Origin of the sequence: Methyloligella halotolerans, assembly GCF_001708935.1 — a bacterium.
Lineage (GTDB): Bacteria > Pseudomonadota > Alphaproteobacteria > Rhizobiales > Methyloligellaceae > Methyloligella > Methyloligella halotolerans.
On record NZ_MASI01000005.1, the window covers coordinates 84,178 to 100,214 of the forward strand.

Here is a 16,037-nt window from a genome sequence, read left to right on the forward strand (position 1 = left end):
CATGTCCCGGACTGCCGAAGCTCGACGCGCCGGCCCCTAGATTTCGCTCGCCTGTTTGCGCAGCGCTTCGGCCGGCATCTCTTCCGGCTCTTCATGACGTTCGATTCGCACGCCCGGAAAGATCACGACCTCGCCGCGCGTCTCGTTCCGCTCCTGGCGTCGACGCGACTTGCTGTCCCCCGCCGGCGCGAACTGCAGAATGCTGGCCATCTGGCTTCTCCGTCAGTCCCCATCTCGTCTCGAAGCACGCTCCCCGTGCTCCGCAGAGCATCAATTGGAGGTGCTTATAGTTAACGGGACGTTAAGCGGGCGGGGATCAAAAACCGGCGTCGTCGGCCAGCCAATCCTCCAGGAAGTGTCGGCCGGCGCGATCCTCCGCCTCCACCACCCAAAGATCCGGGTCGAATTCCGCCTCCCGCATCAGCCGCTCGTTCGCATCGATCTCGGGCACGAACCGCCCCTCGAACAGGGCCACAAAGCTGCGTTCGCCCGCCGCTTCGGCCAAGCCTGCGGGGGCCGGGCCGAACAGTCGGACGGTTCGGTCGAGCCGATTGATCAGGATGTAAATTGCGCCCGCTTCGGTGTTGCCGCGCCGCACGATGACGGTTGGCACCCCTTCGCCTTCGAGACGCCACATATAGGCGCGCACCCAAAGCTCGCTCTTCAGACGGGTCACGAATTCGATCCGGGGCGGGGATTACCGATAGGTGCTTCCGCCGGCGAAGCGGCGTCCGCTGACCCGCTCCATCTCCTGCAGCAGGGTGGGCGAGATCTCTCCGGTCTCGGCAAGCTTGCGGTCCTTCTGGAATTGGCGAATGGCGTCCGCCGTGTTCCGCCCCATCATGCCGTCGACAGGTCCCGGCGCATAGCCGAGATCGGCAAGGGTCTGTTGCACCGCGCGCACCATGTCGCCGGGCGGCGTGGCGACGCTGCTGCCTTGGCCCCCGGTCGAAGGGGCCATGCCGATATCGCCCAGGCTTTCCCCGAGCACGATATGCCTCAGAAGCTCGTCGCTCGGCGTGCCGGTCTCGACCAGTCCGTGGGCCAGCTCGTATTTGCGGATGGCGTCTTCCGTCTCGGGTGTCAGAATGCCGTCCCCGTCCCCCACATCGTAGCCGCGCACCGAGAGCTCCCGCTGTACCGCCGTCACCAGAGCGGACGAGGCCTCCTGTACCGGCGCCTTGGCAGGTGCGGCACCCGTCACGGTGGAATCCACCTGCGCCTCGGGAGCGTTAGCGGTCTTGGAAGTGGTGTGTTTGTCGGATGGCGTTTCGACAGCGCCTTCGTCATTGGACGCAGTGAGCCGTCCAGCGCCGCCCCGCACATCTTGCAGGTAGAGGGCGTTGTAGGTGATCAGGCCGCAAAGCCCGATAAACGCAACAAAGACCAAACGTGCTGGAAGCAAACTCATTCTCGACGCACAGAAAAACCAGCAGGGAATCGCCATTCGATGGCTGACGCCATTGTGAACGGTGATCCTAAAGACTTCTTAAATGAGCTGGCCGTTCCGGGACGCGGAGCCTACGCGGCTGTGGCAGTCTCGACCTTTTCGGTCTCGATCGGCTCGGCAGGCAGCCGGCATTCGGCCTTCGGCAGAATGACGGTAACCGTCGTGCCCTCGCCGAGCTGGCTTTCGATCTCCAGCCGGCCTCCATGCAGCCGCGCCAGCCCCTTCACCACGGACAGGCCGAGACCGGCGCCATCATAGCTGCGGTCGTAGGAGTTGTCGGCCTGTACGAAAGGATTGCCCAGATTGGGAAGGTCCTTCTCCGCGATACCGATCCCGGTATCCCGCACCCGCAGGTGAACCGCCCCGTCGACCTCGTGTGCCGACAGATGCACCCGCCCGCCTTCGTCGGTGAACTTGATCGCATTGGACAGCACGTTCAGCAGCATCTGCTTGCACGCACGCTTGTCGGCCAGCAATTCCGGCATGCCGACGGGCATTTCCACTTCCAGCGAGAGCGACTTCTGCTCCGCAGTCGGCCCCACGATATCGACGCACGACTTCAGCAGGGTGCCGACGTCGAACGGCTCCTTCAGAATGTTGAACTTGCCGGCCTCGATCTTGGACATGTCCAGGATATCGTTGACGACATTCAGGAGATGTCCGCCGCTTTCATGGATCAGCCGCGCGTAGTCGCGATAGCGATCCTCGCCGAGCCGGCCGAACAGCTCGCGGCTCAAAATCTCCGAAAAGCCGATGACGGCATTGAGCGGGGTGCGAAGCTCATGGCTCATATTCGCCAGGAACTGGGTCTTGGCGCGGCTGGCGCTTTCCGCAGAATCCCGAGCCCGAAGCAGCTCCGCCTCCTGCGCTTTACGCTCTGAGATATCGCGCGTGATGGCGACCACGGAGCGGGCAGCCCCGTCGCCCTGCATCTGGCGCACCGGACGGCAGCGCATCTCCGCCCAGATATAATCGTCCGGTCCCGAGTCGCCTTGCCGCCGAAGCCGGAATTCCACGGCCATCGGCTGATTGTCGATCTGCGCCCGCGAAAGCGCGGTCAGATAAGCCGGCCGGTCGGCGACGTGGACGCGTTCGAACAGCCCGTTGCCCGCGAGCACCGATGCCGGCGCGCCGAGCAGCTGTTGAGACGCGAGCGAGGCGAAGATCACCCGGCCCCGCTCGTCATGACGCGTGATCATGTCCGTCGCGTTTTCCGCAAGCAGCCGATAGCGCTCTTCGCCCATCCGCATGAAATCATCAGATTTGCGGTGCACCAGCTGCACGCTGAGCGCGATTCCGGCCCCATAGAGCGCAGCCGTCAACAGCCCGAAGGACATCAGCACCGATTGCGGGAATGGAAACGGGTGCGCGGGTGGAACGGCGCCGAGGCCGCTGCCCGCCGCGAGCACGATGACGCCGGTCAGGCTCGCCAGCATCGACCACAGGACAACCCGGCGGTTCGACGCGAGCGCGGCCTCGATCGGCACGACGACGAGCCAGGGCAGAAGAAACGAGGAGATCCCGCCGGTCAGCCAAGCGGAGAATGTGATCAGGCCTGCAAAGTTGATCGCGGAGATCAGATGAGCCGTCTGCAGCTTTCCCGTCCGCGACACGAAGTAGGCGAGCGCGATCGGCGTGAGAAACCACAGAAACACGAGTGCACCCAGCAGGCTCGGCTTGCCGGCCAGCACCAGATAGACAGGGAACACGCAGAGCGCCAGCAGACCTGCGAGGATCCGCTGCGCGATAAAGGTTTGATGTCGGGCCGCTGTCAATGGATCGTCACGCACCGTCTCGTGGACGAGCGAAGCAAAATAGGCAGCAAAGCCGCGGAGACTCTTGATACTCATAACTTTCATTTCGGAGCGGACCGCCGCTTACCTCCCCGATTCAAGACCCGCAGTATCGAACCCCTCACTTAAAGAAGCATAAAGCGCCCGCGCCGCCGCAACGGCCCGGAAACCGGCGGATTTTCGCGCGTGGTTTTACTCTGTTAACCATGTCTCGCGGAAACCCCGCCCTAGCGGGAACGCTCATTTCGGCCCTGTCGTTATGGATACGCGAATCGGGGGCGAATCATCCGTGCGACATGGCTGTGTCTACTCCGCCAAGCCGAGTGGAAAGCGGCGGAGAATGATGTCGAAACGGATAGATAAAATTCGAATCAAAAACGCACCCTGAAAGTGAACTGGCCTTAGATCGCATGATCTATGATGGCCTTATCTGAGGGAAAGCGGGCCGTTGAGATGGTCCGTCGGGATAAAGGGCAAGTGTCATGTTTCTCATCAGAATGGCGTTTTGGATAATCGTGGTCATCCTGCTGCTCCCCACTGATCGGGCCCAGCAGACGGACGTTCTTGGCACCGCTCAGGCGGCGGTGAAGGACATCAGCGGCTTCTGCACGCGCAATCCCGATGTCTGCGTCAAAGGCGGAGATTATTTCGAGATCTTCATCGCCAAGGCCGAATTCGGCGTCAGCATGGTCATGAATTTCGTCAACGAGCGTACCGGCGACGATGTCGAGGTGCCGGCCGTCTATGAAGCCTCCGGCGAACCCACCCTGCTTGTCGCGCCGCAGCCTCAGAACGTGATGGCGCCGGCCCAGCGGGAAGAAGTCAGCAGCGGCAAGTCCGAGAACACGCTGAAGCCGACGGACCTTTCCCCGTCCTGGCATGGCCCGCAGGGCACGTAGTCGGTCGTCGTCGGGCGCGTAAGCCGCGCGCCCTTGCTGAGTTTTCCGTGTGGCCCTTGCGGCCACCTCGAATATGAGACCGTCGATCCAATCGGCAGCCCCCGTCTGCCAGGGCGCGCGTTGAAGCCGGGTTTGCCCTTTCCCGCTTCGGTGCGCGCCCATTCTTTTTGGGCCGCCCGCTCGCACCCTTCCGCCATTCCCCTTATATTCTTCCCATGACCGATACTTCTGCCGAGACGGGCGCACCCGCTGCCTTCGACGATATCCTGTCCGATTTCGAGCTCCTCGACGATTGGGAAGACCGATACCGGTACGTCATCGAGCTCGGCCGAAAGCTGGAACCCCTGCCCGAAGACGAACGGACGCAGGCGAACAAGGTGCAGGGCTGCGCCAGCCAGGTCTGGCTCGCCACCCATTCCGGCGATTCGTCGGCCGAACGCCCGCGCTCTCATTTCAGGGCGATAGCGACGCCCACATCGTGCGCGGGCTGATCGCGATCCTGTTCTCCCTCTATTCGGGCAAGCCCGCAGATGAGATCCTCAAGATCGACGCCGACGAAATGCTCACGCGGCTGCACCTCACCGAGCATCTGACGCCCCAGCGCTCCAACGGGCTTTCTGCCATGGTCCGCCGCATCCGCGCCGATGCCAGCACTGCGCTCGAAGGTTCGCCGGCAGTCGGCTAAGGCAGAACCAGGCTACCTGCGCCTGCAAGCCGTCCTCAATCGCCGTCGCCCGTCCAGCGTTCGATGGTCGGCCGGTAATCCGCCTCGCCCCAGTGCCGCAACCGCCCTGTGCCTCGGCGATCGTTCGAGATCAGCCCGTAATGACGGGCAAGCCGCGTCAATGCGATCTGCAGCACCACCTTCCCGGCGCGCTGCGGCCAACCGTGAGCTTTCTCCGCGTCTTCGAGACCCTTGAGCTCACAGCAGACATCGACCAGCACCCCGGCGAGCTCCGGTCCCGCGGCCTCCAGCGCTTTTCCGACCCGCGCCTTGGCCGCCATCACCTCGTCCCGCAGGCTCGCCGCGTTCGATGGCGGCCCCCGGCGTCCCCCGGCGCTCGGTGCCAGAGCGCCCCAATTCGCCGTCACTCGCGGCGTCAGATGAGCGAACGTGTAGTCGGAGCGCAAGCGCTCGCCCGCCTCATACTGGGCTTCCGAGATCAGAGGGCGTCCGTTCCGGTCCTTCCGATTCTTGAGCCAGCCGAGCGGGCTCTCCCCCTCGTTCACCAGCACCGGGCGCCGCACGCCCTCAATTTCTACGTCAGCCGTGTTCCTGATCTGATGCTGATGCCGATAGGCCTCGTCCCCGCCCTCGAGCCGCCGCAGCCAAGCCTCGCCTGCGTCTGTCGGCACGACCACCTTGCCCTTTGGGCGGAGCCAGTCCTGGCAGATGCAGTACCGCACGATGGCCGCATCGATCGCCCGCGCGGCCGCGCCACCCGCCATGGTGAGAAGCAGTTCGTCATCCCGTGCTGTCAGCCTTGCATCCTTCCGGAGGAGCTTGCGCAAGAGCTTCGCAGCATCCGCATCCCGCTTGAGCGCTGCCCGCCGAACGCCTGTCGGACCGGTCATGCTTCTCTCCCGGGCGCAAGCGCGGCAATCAGCGCCGCGACCGCCCTTTCCAGATGAGTGAGCATAAAATCGAACTCGGGCTCGTCGCGCTGGTCTTCCACGACGCCGCAGGCATGGGCGACGGTCGTTCGGTCCCGCCCGAACGCCCGTCCGACATCGGTGAGGGAAAGCCCGCAGCCCACATGGGCGAGATACATTGCCGTCTGCCGTGCGAAAGCGGCTCTGGCCGGTCCCCGGGTCGCCGCCTTCAGCTCGTCCGGCTCGAGTCCGAACGCCGCCGCGACTGCGGCTTCGCTGGCCCGCCGAACTACATGAGTCCGGTCGGTTATCCTCGCCGCCCGACGGCGCGATACATCTAAAGCCCGAACTGTCTCCGCCATGACCATTTGCACCCCTCTCCGGCGGTCTCGGAGGGGCAACCTCCTCAACCTTCAATAGGTATAAATTGAGGATGTTATACTTTACGTACCCAAGGCGGGGCGGTAGGGTGAGCTACCCTGCCGGATACAACCGAGAGTTTGAGGCTGCGGACAGATGGCGGCCCGGCAGGCTATGGAGTCTGCGGGATATGCTGGAAGTAAAAGCGCACGCCTTTGTCCACGCTGCTGCGGTGTCAGCTCGCGTACAGGCAATACTTGAGTCGACCAACTACGGCGACAAGGACGACGTGGTGTCTGGAGACACCCTGAACAGCTTGCTAGAGCATCTTGATGATCTGTCTGAGGCCATGAAGCCTCTTAGTCTCACACTGACTCAAATGGCAGTTGACGGAATGCGGTCAACCGCTGAAGCAGGATCGCTAAAGTTCGGGGATGTAAGTGGGTGCTACAAGAACATACAGGGCCGGATGTTCGATGAGCTCAGTTTAGTGTCTGTGTTTTGTATCGATCGCAACCGGTCAAAATTCTACAGCGCAGACACTCCATTGTTCGGAGAGTCTGTTGAGAAGAAATTCAAAAACGCAGCTTTTGAAGTCGAGGAGGCCGGAAAATGTCTTGCGCTCCGAAGGTCAACTGCTTGCGTATTTCATCTGATGCGAGTTCTTGAGGTTGGCATTAGATCTGTGGCGCGCTCTCTATCAATCGACGACCCAACCAAGGCAGGAGAAAAAAACTGGGGGAAGATACTAAAAAAATAAGAGATGAGATCGACGCCCGCGATAAGGCCGCTTCTTGGAAGCGTCAAAAGGACGGTGAATTTTTTCTGGCATGCCACACTCATTTGGATGTGGTCCGAGAGGCATGGCGCAATCCGACCATGCATGTTGAGAACAAATATACCGAGGAAGAGGCGGAAGACATATTTGCCGCAGTGAGGCGCTTCATGAACAAGCTATCCACTCGGCTGAATGAGAATGGCAAGCCGCTCGCCTAGGTCTTCAATTCTTGAAGCCTCACTCGACTCGTGATCATCTTCCCGCTTTGGTTGTGCGTACGCCGAAGCCGAGAAATGCACTTACCCGAGCCAAGTAATCAGCTTCCTCACCTGACCTTTTTTGGTGACGCTAGCAGCCTTGAGGCCGACTATATGGTTGCTGGCGGCTTCGCCATTGCGGGCAATAGGATCACCGAGATTGAAGATCATATTGCAACGCTCCGCGACGACGCAGGCATCCGCTCAGAGTTCCACTGGAGCAGCTACCGCGGCGGCCGAAAGCGGAAGGCGTACGAGGCGCTGATTGATTACGGCTTCGACCTCGTGAACAAGCGGAAAGCGGCCCTCCACATCATCGTGACGCCATTCAAGGGCTACAATCACAAGGCGAAAGAGAACGAGAACCGGGACACCAGCGTGAACCGCATGTACTACCAGCTCTGTTTACACCGCCTCGCACAATTCTACGGAGCTAAGCGGGCCATTCACGTCCGGCTAGATGAGGGAAACGACTCTAGCGACATCTGCACTATGAGGAACCAGTTGTGCGCGGCGGCATATGGAACGTACCGCACGCGACCCAATTGCGTCAGAAGCATTGAGCCGGTCCGATCTGAACATGTTGGAGCAGTACAGATGGCTGACGTAATCATCGGAGCCATAGCCGCAAAGCAGAATGAGGTGAAACACACGTCGCCAAAGGGCGATCTTGCAGACTACGTTTTGCGCGCGTCAGGACGAACCTCTTGGAGCACGAATACCCTCAAAAGCGCTCGCTTTTTCACCGTCTGGCATTTCAAAGGGAAGTAAGGTCCCTCGCTGCCCTAGCCTTAAGGCACGGCTGGTCTAGCCAGCGTATTCGGGCAGCGAAGGCCTCAGCTAAAACTACTGGATTCCCAGGGATTTTTCAAGAGTCTTCGCGGGAACGGCCTGGTCTCAACACCCTTTCCAGTGCCTTGTTAAACAGCGCACCAGACTGGTCAGCCTCCACCTCGCGAGCGGTCTCTTTGAAGCGCTCGCTTTGCGGCTTGTCGGGCTTCTCGTCTTGCTTCTTTGGCTTCGGCTTTGGTGAGGCCATACGGCTTCTCGCCTTTAACAAGTCGTTTGATAGGTGAGCCGCTTGCCGACGACACCTTTCAGGGCACGTTCGGCCCGCTCTACGTCATCGACACCGAGCGCGGTGCGTGCATTGTACCGGAAATCGAACTCCGCAAGATAGCGGTGCAGGTGCTTTTCCTTGCAGTGCTGATAGGTGCCGCGCATCCCACGCTTGAAGACCGAGAACACGTTCTCCACGGTGTTGGTATGTACCGGGCCGCGCACATACTCGCCAGAGGCGTGACGCACGGTGTCGTGCCCCGCGAAGTTGCCCTTGAGATCGCCATACAGACGGCTCTCATCGGTGAAGATCTGAGTTTCCCGGCTGATATTGCGGTTCACCAGATCATTGACGTTCAGCTTGTTGGCGTTCGCGACGTGGAAGCTACGGACGCTGCCGCCGCGTTCGACCAGGGCCACGATAGCCCGCTTGTTGGCCGGACCACGTGAGCCACGCTTGTTGAAGGGCTCACCGCTGGTGCGAGTGGTCCGCTTCACGTCCGGCGAACCGTAATAGGTCTCATCCGCTTCAACGATCTTGCCGCTGCCGCCCATGGGAGCGAAGTCGCCCGCACGCATCGCCTCGCGGATACGGTGCGACATGAACCATGCGGTTTTCAGGGTGACGCCCAAGGTGCGGTGAAGCTGGTTGGAGCTGATGCCCTTCTTGGCAGACGAAAGCAGGAAGATCGCTTGCAGCCAAAGATGCATCGGAACATGGCTGCGCTCGAAGATGGTCCCAACCTTCACGGTGAAGGGCTTGCGGCACTGGTAGCACTTGTAAGCGCCAATGCGGGTGCTCTTGCCCTTCATTTTGCTGATGCGCTCGGTGCCGCCGCAATGGGGGCACACCGGACCATCGGGCCAAACCCTCTCCTCCACGAAAGCGTAAGCCGCTTTCTCATCGTGAAAGTGCTTATCCGAAAGAACTGATTTGGCCATGTCCCGTCTCCTTACCCTTCAAATGTAGGATTCCGAAGTGGGTACGTCAAGTATAATATTGGGTATAAATTCCTATGGCAATCTATGATTGCGGGGCGGGGCGGGGATAAGTTCGGGGCTTCGAGCTCACCCATCGCTGGCCCACAACGGCTTTCCGGCCCTGACCGGAGGCCGATAAGTCCCGGAAATCCCCGGGCTTCTTTCTGGCCCCATGATGCCGACCTCAAAGCGAGGTCGCGATGCAAGGCGATGAAGGCGAAGGGAGCGGGAGAAGTGGCGGCGACGACTCAGCCGACAGGCGAATCTACCGGCGGATGGCGAGAGCCGGCGCCAAGGCCTATCGTCGAACGCGCGATCTCCCCGCGCTTCTGCCGCTGTGGCCGGACGAACTATCCGATGAAACAGAGGACGGCATTCGGCGGGTGGTGACGAAGCTCGCACGCGCCTTGCGCGCCGAGCGGCGTCGCGCGCGGTCCCGCCATTGGAGCTACGATCTGAACCGCCATATCGCGCTCATGAGCGCTTATCGTGCCGAGCGAACGTTACTCGCTCGCGTGACCGGCGCTCCTAGGCGCAAGCGCCTCTCGGCGGAAACCGATAGCGAAGCGGCAGCTCCCCCTGAACCTCGCCGGCCACGTCCGAATCGGTCTTGCTCTCGAGCGGCGCCTGAGCGGCGAAGTCGTGGCCGAGAATGAATCGAACATCGGGCCCATCTAGGAGCAGCGGCAGCCGCAGCCAATACATCACCACGTGGCCGCGATCCTTCACCGGTCCGCGCACGACGCCGCTCTGCGCCGCGCCCTGCTCGATCACCGCGCCATGGATCCGCCGCCAATACTCTGCCGGTCGCCCCTGGAAAACGGTCTCCAGCCGGGAGCCCGTAAGCTCGGCGCCATAGATGTTGCGCAAAGCGGTGCCTGCCAGGCGGAAGCGCGATCCTGCCAAGCCACCCTTGACGTCGATGAGGCAGATATTGGGCAACAGCCGCGGGATTCTCTGGGGATCGAAATCCGAGCGATTCGGGATCGTGCCGGACCCAGAGAGAGCGTTCCAATAATCGAAAAGCTCGCGCTGGCCCGAAATCACCAGCTGCTCTCTGAATCCGTCGCCGTCCAAGAAATTCGTCCCCCGCCGCTCGTCGATCTCGAATCAGATCGACATCTCGACTATCTGCAGTTCGGGCGACACTCTCAAGACCGTTAATCGGATTCTGCAAAGAATCACAACGGCTTGTGTCGACCGATTTTTGGGGTACTGAATCTGGAGGCAGATCGCTGGCCGGTCTTGCAGCCGGCCGCGGGTCGATCGCATCGGCCCGTGAGAGCCCCGGAACCTGCCGGCCGGAGCCCCCGAACCGTAAGCTAGCGCCGGCGCTGTCCCAGCCCCATGCGCTTTGCGAGCGCGGAGCGGGCCGCCGCATAATTCGGCGCGACCATCGGATAGTCGTGGGGAAGGCCCCATTTCTCGCGATATTCTTCGGGCGAGAGATCGTAGTGGGTCCGCAGATGCCGCTTCAGCGACTTGAATTTCTTCCCGTCCTCAAGGCAGATGATGTAGTCGGGCGTCACCGACTTCTTCACCGGAACGGCGGGCTTCAGCTCTTCGCGAACCGGCTGGGTGGAGTTGGACGCAGCCTGATTGAGCGCGTCGAACACGCTGCCGATCACATTCGGCAGTTCGGCCGCAACCACCGTGTTGTTGCTCACATAAGCAGACACGATTTCTGCTGCCAGCTCGACCAGCTCCGTCTTCTCGAGATTTTCTTCCATCGGCCGCTGTTGACCTCCCCTTGCTTCCACAACACGCTCCAAGTTCGTTGAAACACCAAAATCACAAATCAATTCGCGAACGACGACTTAAATATACTAGAATATGCCGTTTTTAAGGCGTCGACACAGTATAACTGTACAACTTTAGCCTGCAAAAAACTGAAAACTAACACGTGGGCAGCGCGCATATAGCACAGCCGCAGGGGCACCCAAAGTATCTTTCCACCGGAAACTTTCCCCGAACGTAATGCCCTAGAGCAGAGCGCTAAACTTTCCGATGAGCGCAAGCTTTATGCAAAACGGGGCGAGATCGCAGAAAGCCAAGAAAAAACCTAGTGCCCCACTCCAATTGGGGGCCGATGGCGACTATGTTTCTGGCACATAATTCTTGGGATACGAGTCATGCAGAAAACAGACAGCGAGAAGGATGGCTTGCGCGACAAGCTGAGTCCGGAGGCTATCACGTCACCCAGGAGCAAGGCACCGAGCCTGCCTTCAGCCATGCCTACTACGAAGAGAAGCGGGATGGCATGTATCACTGCGTCTGCTGTGACGCACCCCTCTTCAGCTCCGACGCCAAGTTCGAATCGGGGACGGGCTGGCCCAGCTTCACCGATCCCGCCGTGGCGGCAAACGTCACGACCCACGAAGACATTTCCCACGGCATGCGCCGTGTCGAAGTCCGCTGCGCCAATTGCGACGCCCATCTCGGTCATGTTTTCCCGGACGGCCCTGGACCGGAAGGCTTGCGCTATTGCATCAATGGGTGTGCCCTCGATTTCGATCCGGCCTAGCCCGGCACAGCCAAACCTAAAAAGATTCTCTGATGGACATTCCTTCCCGACCGCTGCCGCCGGAGGCCGCTAAGCGTCTGAGCGTTGCCGAGTATCACGGCGAGAAGCTGCAGGACGACTATGCGTGGCTGCGCGCCCCCAATTGGCAGCAAGTCATGCGCGATCCGAGTGTGTTGGATCCCGAGATCGAGGCCTACCTCACGGCCGAGAACAAATACACCGACGCCGTTCTCGGCGAGACTGAAGCGCTGCAAACGGCCCTGTTCAAGGAGATGAAGGGACGCATCAAGGAGGACGACTCCTCCGTCCCCTCTCCCGACGGCCGCTACGTCTACTACACCCGCTTCGTCACCGGCGGACAGCATCCGCTCTTCTGCCGCCGTCCCATCCAGCGGGATGCGAGCCTCGGCGAGGAGCGCATCCTGCTCGACGGCAACGCCCTCGCCTCCGAGCACGCCTATTTCAATATCGGGGGCGTGGATCACAGCCCCGATCACTCCCTGATCGCATATGCCGCCGACACCAAGGGCTCGGAGTTCTTCGACATCAAGATCGTCGAGGCCGAGACCGGCGATCAGGTCGGCGAGACGATTCCCGACAGCAATGGCGGCATGAGCTGGGGCGCTGACAGCGACGCTCTCTACTACGTCTGGGTCGACGAGGAGCACCGTCCGCGCGAGATCCGCCGGCATACTTTGGATCAGGAAGATGCCGATGCCGTCGTGTTCGAGCAGCACGACCCCGCGTTCTTCCTAGCCTCGGCCAGACCCAGAGCCGCCGCTTCCTCACCCTCTCCACCCATGACCACGAGACGTCGGAGGTCAGCCTCCTCGATATGACCGAGGCGGCCCCCGAACCCCGCCTTGTCGCGCGCCGCGCGCCCGAGCACGACTACTCCGTCGAGCATCATGGCGATCGTCTCATCATCCTCACCAATTCCGGCGGCGCGGAAGATTATCGTATCGTCGAAGCGCCGGTCGGCAGCCCCGGCATGGAACATTGGCGGGAGATCGAACCCCATCGTCCTGGCCGGCTCATCCTGGACATCGTCGCATTCAAGGACCACCTCGTCCGCCTGGAGCGCGAGGACGGCCTGCCTCGCATCGTCATTCGCCGTTTCTCCGATGGCGAAGAGCACGCCATCGAGTTTCCGGAGGAGGCCTACGCTCTCGGCATCGCGCCGGGCTACGAATACGACACCCACACCCTCCGCTTCACCTATGCCTCCATGACGACGCCGTCTCAGGTGTTCGACTACGATATGGAGACCCGCGAGCGGACCTTGCGGAAGACCCAGGAGGTCCCGAGCGGCCACAAGCCGGAGAACTATGTCTCCCGCCGCATTCTTGCTCCGGCGCCCGACGGCGAGATGGTCCCCATCTCGATCCTCCATCACAAGGATACGCCCATCGATGGGACCGCGCCGCTCCTGCTCTACGGCTACGGTGCCTACGGCATCTCCATGCCGTCCCATTTCTCCATCACCGCGCTCAGCCTGGTGGATCGCGGCTTCGTCTACGCCATCGCCCATATCCGCGGCGGCAAGGACAAGGGCTATCGCTGGTACAAGGAGGGCAAGCGGGCGAAGAAGGTGAACACCTTCACCGACTTCATCGCGGCCGGCGAATATCTCGCCGAGCAGAACTTCACGTCCCGCGGCCGCATCGTCGCCCATGGCGGCAGCGCCGGCGGCATGCTCATGGGCGCGATTGCCAACATGGCGCCGGATCTGTTCCTCGGCATCATCGCCGAGGTCCCCTTTGTCGACGTGCTGAACACCATGCTCGACGAGACCCTGCCGCTCACCCCGCCGGAATGGCTGGAATGGGGCAATCCGATCCAGGACGCGGAGGCCTATCGCGCCATCGCGGCCTATTCGCCCTACGACAACGTCACGGCGCAAGCTATCCGCACATCCTGGCCCTGGCCGGCCTCGCCGACCCCCGCGTCACCTATTGGGAGCCCGCCAAATGGGTTGCCCGCCTGCGCAGCCACAAGACCGACGACAACCTGCTTCTGCTGCGCACCAATATGGAGGCGGGCCATGGCGGCGCTTCCGGCCGCTTCGACCGGCTGAAGGAGGTCGCCCTGTCCTACGCCTTCGCCTTGCTGATCGCCGGCAAGGCCGACACGCCGCCCGTACCGAGAGACTGAGACGAGAGGACCGCATCCATGCTCATGGACAAGGAGAGATCGCAGCTTCTGATCGTCGACATGCAGGAGCGCCTGCTCCCCGCTATGTCGGACGCTGACGACGTCACGAAAGCCTGCGAGCGTCTGGTGCGCGGTGCCCAGGCCCTCGATCTCCCCATCACGGTCTCCGAGCAGTACCCGAAAGGATTGGGTCCCACCGCGGAGCCCCTTCGTCAGACCCTCGGCAACAGCGCGACCGTCATGGAGAAGGTCGAGTTCTCCTGCTTCCGCAACGCCGCGATCCGCCACCGGCTCGAAGAGCTCCGGCGCAAGGGGCGGCCCCAGGTCGTCGTCGCCGGTATTGAAGCCCATATCTGCGTGCTGCAGACCGCTCTCGACCTCGCCGCCCAGGGCTTCGAGACCTTCGTGGCGGCCGACGCCATCGGCTCGCGCCTCGACGAGAGCCGCCGGCTCGCCATGGGCCGGATGCTCCACGCCGACGTCTCCGTCGTGAACGCGGAGATGGTCCTGTTCGAATGGGTCGGCAAAGCGGGCTCGCCTGAGTTCAAAGAGATCCAGGCCCTTGTGAAGTAGCGGCCGGCGCGCTTCCGCGCTCGTAACCTGCTCTTGAGTCATCACCGGCCTTGTCCCGGTGATCCATGAACACCAACGCTCGTTGAATGAATACCTGCAGGGGTTATGGATACCCGGCACAAGGCCGGGCATGACGGTCTTAATATTCTAGCTCCCCACCCCTCTCTTCCCACATGAACCAACCCTGCAGCGTCGGTTCATGCTGGGTTCAGGTGCGATTTGCCATTCTCCAACCGTCAGCCCTGCACTGGCATGGTTAGCAACCTTCCTCGGCACGGGGGCGGAGCTCAGGGGTTCCGTCCCCACCCCCCTTTCAAGCCACGGTCACGCCAGGAAGCGATCCTGCTCCGAAGGATCCGGCAGGTAGCACTGTTCCCGCCCGCCGAACAGGCGAATGCGATTCTCAGCCACCACATCGTAGAGCCGGTCGCCGATCGCGCTCGGCACCAGGCGTCCTGCACCCGCCAGGCCCGACCAGGGAAAGCCGAGGCGCCATCCCACGCGCATCGCACTTTGCCATTTCAGATAGGCGCGGCCCTCGTCGAGGAGGATGTTGCTTTCATAGTTGCGCGTATTGAGGCCGAAATGACGGTAAAGCGCCTGGCCGAGCGCCGTCTGCGCCGCCAGAAATCGGAATTGCTTGTGGGGGTCGTGCCGGATGACGAACTGCGCGAAACGCGAGCAGAGCACGCATTTTCCATCGAAGATCAGAATCGGCCGATCTTCGGGAAATGACGGCACGGCGGGGTCCAAACGATAGCTATATGGCTGGGTCGATACGGGCTGGAGCATGGCTTTCCCCATTTTTGCAGCTGGGGCGTAACGCTCGATCGGGGAATAAGGTGCCGTGCCATTGCCCGGAACGGTCGCTTGTGCCGCTATCTTGGAACCTTTAGCGTGCCCACGCTTTTCCCTCCTTTAACAGCGGGGAGTTACTCCCCTCAATCGTTTAGCTGCTGGAGAAACAATCGTGTCTTTTACACTTCCCGATCTTCCATACGCATACGACGCCCTTCAGCCCTATATGTCGGCTGAAACCCTCGAATACCATCACGACAAGCATCACCAGAAATACGTCGACACCCTCAACGATCTCATCAAAGGCACCCCATACGAGAATATGGAGCTGGAGCAGATCGTGAAGGAGAGCTACGGCAAGGACGACAAGGTGTTCAACAACGCCGGTCAGCACTTCAACCACACCCATTTCTGGCCGTGGATGAAGAAGGGCGGCGGCGGCACCAAGGTGCCGGGCAAGCTCCAGGGCATGATCGATTCCGATCTCGGCGGCTTCGACAAGATGCGCGAAGACTTCATCGCCGCCGGCGGCGCACAGTTCGGCTCCGGCTGGGCCTGGCTCGCCGTCAAGGATGGCAAGCTTCAGGTCATGAAGTCGCCCAACGGCGAGAACCCGCTGATCCAGGGCGCTTGGCCAATCCTCGGTGTCGATGTGTGGGAGCACTCCTATTACATCGACTATCGCAACGCCCGCCCGAAATACCTCGAGGCCTTCTTCGACAATCTCGTGAACTGGGAACATGTCGAGGAGATGCTTGAGAAGGCTTAAGGCTTGCGTCGCACGTATCGCGTAACGTGTCTCAAAGGGCGGCTCATCG

At 61.4% G+C, this 16,037-nt stretch carries 16 protein-coding genes and 3 pseudogenes; 9 read left to right on the forward strand and 10 right to left on the reverse strand.

Annotation, left to right across the window (positions count from 1 at the left end; all coding sequences use genetic code 11):
* Positions 1-36 precede the first annotated feature (36 nt).
* The 4 genes from A7A08_RS16310 to A7A08_RS10270 form a co-directional block, all read right to left on the reverse strand.
* Positions 37-210 (reverse strand): hypothetical protein, encoded by a 174-nt coding sequence (locus A7A08_RS16310; RefSeq protein WP_169822988.1) that lies wholly within the window; start codon positions 208-210, stop codon positions 37-39.
* A 106-nt stretch (positions 211-316) separates the two neighbouring features.
* Positions 317-676 carry a DUF1491 family protein gene (locus tag A7A08_RS10260; RefSeq protein ID WP_083226661.1) on the reverse strand — a complete coding sequence of 120 codons (360 nt, stop codon included), beginning with the start codon at positions 674-676 and terminating at the stop codon, positions 317-319.
* 21 nt (positions 677-697) lie between these two features.
* On the reverse strand, positions 698-1,411 hold the full coding sequence (locus A7A08_RS10265; protein WP_208430612.1) for a peptidoglycan-binding domain-containing protein: 714 nt from the start codon (positions 1,409-1,411) through the stop codon (positions 698-700).
* A 110-nt stretch (positions 1,412-1,521) separates the two neighbouring features.
* On the reverse strand, positions 1,522-3,300 hold the full coding sequence (locus A7A08_RS10270) for a sensor histidine kinase (RefSeq protein WP_069095403.1): 1,779 nt from the start codon (positions 3,298-3,300) through the stop codon (positions 1,522-1,524).
* 425 nt (positions 3,301-3,725) lie between these two features.
* On the opposite strand from A7A08_RS10270, the gene A7A08_RS10275 reads away from it, so the two are divergent.
* Positions 3,726-4,142: a DUF5330 domain-containing protein gene (locus A7A08_RS10275; RefSeq protein WP_069095404.1), complete on the forward strand. Its 417-nt coding sequence runs from the start codon at positions 3,726-3,728 to the stop codon at positions 4,140-4,142.
* Between the two features lie 215 nt (positions 4,143-4,357).
* A pseudogene (locus A7A08_RS10280) lies at positions 4,358-4,827 on the forward strand (SufE family protein).
* Positions 4,828-4,862: 35 nt separating this feature from the next.
* Here the strand turns inward: A7A08_RS10280 and A7A08_RS10285 are convergent.
* Positions 4,863-5,717 carry a DUF6456 domain-containing protein gene (locus tag A7A08_RS10285; protein WP_141693943.1) on the reverse strand — a complete coding sequence of 285 codons (855 nt, stop codon included), beginning with the start codon at positions 5,715-5,717 and terminating at the stop codon, positions 4,863-4,865.
* A complete protein-coding gene (locus tag A7A08_RS10290) occupies positions 5,714-6,097 on the reverse strand; it encodes a helix-turn-helix domain-containing protein (protein WP_083226687.1) in 384 nt (127 codons plus the stop codon). Before A7A08_RS10290 ends, A7A08_RS10285 begins: the two co-directional genes overlap by 4 nt.
* Positions 6,098-6,285: 188 nt before the next feature.
* On the opposite strand from A7A08_RS10290, the gene A7A08_RS10295 reads away from it, so the two are divergent.
* Both A7A08_RS10295 and A7A08_RS10300 read left to right on the forward strand, forming a co-directional pair.
* A complete protein-coding gene (locus tag A7A08_RS10295; RefSeq protein WP_069095406.1) occupies positions 6,286-6,855 on the forward strand; it encodes a hypothetical protein in 570 nt (189 codons plus the stop codon).
* A gap of 311 nt (positions 6,856-7,166) precedes the next feature.
* Complete coding sequence (locus A7A08_RS10300) at positions 7,167-7,901, forward strand: DUF3800 domain-containing protein (protein ID WP_069095407.1); 735 nt, start codon at positions 7,167-7,169, stop codon at positions 7,899-7,901.
* A 282-nt stretch (positions 7,902-8,183) separates the two neighbouring features.
* On the opposite strand, the gene A7A08_RS10305 is transcribed toward A7A08_RS10300, so the two are convergent.
* Complete coding sequence (locus A7A08_RS10305; protein WP_069095408.1) at positions 8,184-9,131, reverse strand: IS1595 family transposase; 948 nt, start codon at positions 9,129-9,131, stop codon at positions 8,184-8,186.
* A 314-nt stretch (positions 9,132-9,445) separates the two neighbouring features.
* On the opposite strand from A7A08_RS10305, the pseudogene A7A08_RS16875 reads away from it, so the two are divergent.
* A pseudogene (locus A7A08_RS16875) lies at positions 9,446-9,676 on the forward strand (DUF6477 family protein); the annotation flags it as partial.
* A 22-nt stretch (positions 9,677-9,698) separates the two neighbouring features.
* On the opposite strand, the gene A7A08_RS10310 reads toward A7A08_RS16875, so the two are convergent.
* On the reverse strand, positions 9,699-10,247 hold the full coding sequence (locus A7A08_RS10310; protein ID WP_069095409.1) for a PAS domain-containing protein: 549 nt from the start codon (positions 10,245-10,247) through the stop codon (positions 9,699-9,701).
* A 245-nt stretch (positions 10,248-10,492) separates the two neighbouring features.
* Positions 10,493-10,900, reverse strand: a complete 408-nt coding sequence (locus A7A08_RS10315) for a Ros/MucR family transcriptional regulator (RefSeq protein WP_069095410.1) — start codon at positions 10,898-10,900, stop codon at positions 10,493-10,495.
* Positions 10,901-11,268: 368 nt separating this feature from the next.
* Between A7A08_RS10315 and msrB the strand changes: the two genes are divergently transcribed.
* The 3 genes and pseudogenes from msrB (at position 11,269) to A7A08_RS10330 (ending at position 14,421) form a co-directional block, all read left to right on the forward strand.
* A complete protein-coding gene (msrB, locus tag A7A08_RS10320; protein ID WP_083226665.1) occupies positions 11,269-11,694 on the forward strand; it encodes a peptide-methionine (R)-S-oxide reductase MsrB in 426 nt (141 codons plus the stop codon).
* 32 nt (positions 11,695-11,726) lie between these two features.
* Positions 11,727-13,848: pseudogene (locus tag A7A08_RS10325) on the forward strand (S9 family peptidase).
* An 18-nt stretch (positions 13,849-13,866) separates the two neighbouring features.
* Complete coding sequence (locus A7A08_RS10330; protein WP_069095411.1) at positions 13,867-14,421, forward strand: hydrolase; 555 nt, start codon at positions 13,867-13,869, stop codon at positions 14,419-14,421.
* A 324-nt stretch (positions 14,422-14,745) separates the two neighbouring features.
* Here A7A08_RS10330 and A7A08_RS10335 read toward each other — a convergent pair whose 3' ends face one another.
* Positions 14,746-15,213: a thiol-disulfide oxidoreductase DCC family protein gene (locus A7A08_RS10335; RefSeq protein ID WP_069095412.1), complete on the reverse strand. Its 468-nt coding sequence runs from the start codon at positions 15,211-15,213 to the stop codon at positions 14,746-14,748.
* A 178-nt stretch (positions 15,214-15,391) separates the two neighbouring features.
* Between A7A08_RS10335 and A7A08_RS10340 the strand changes: the two genes are divergently transcribed.
* Complete coding sequence (locus A7A08_RS10340; RefSeq protein WP_069095413.1) at positions 15,392-15,988, forward strand: superoxide dismutase; 597 nt, start codon at positions 15,392-15,394, stop codon at positions 15,986-15,988.
* The last annotated feature ends 49 nt before the right edge of the window (positions 15,989-16,037 follow it).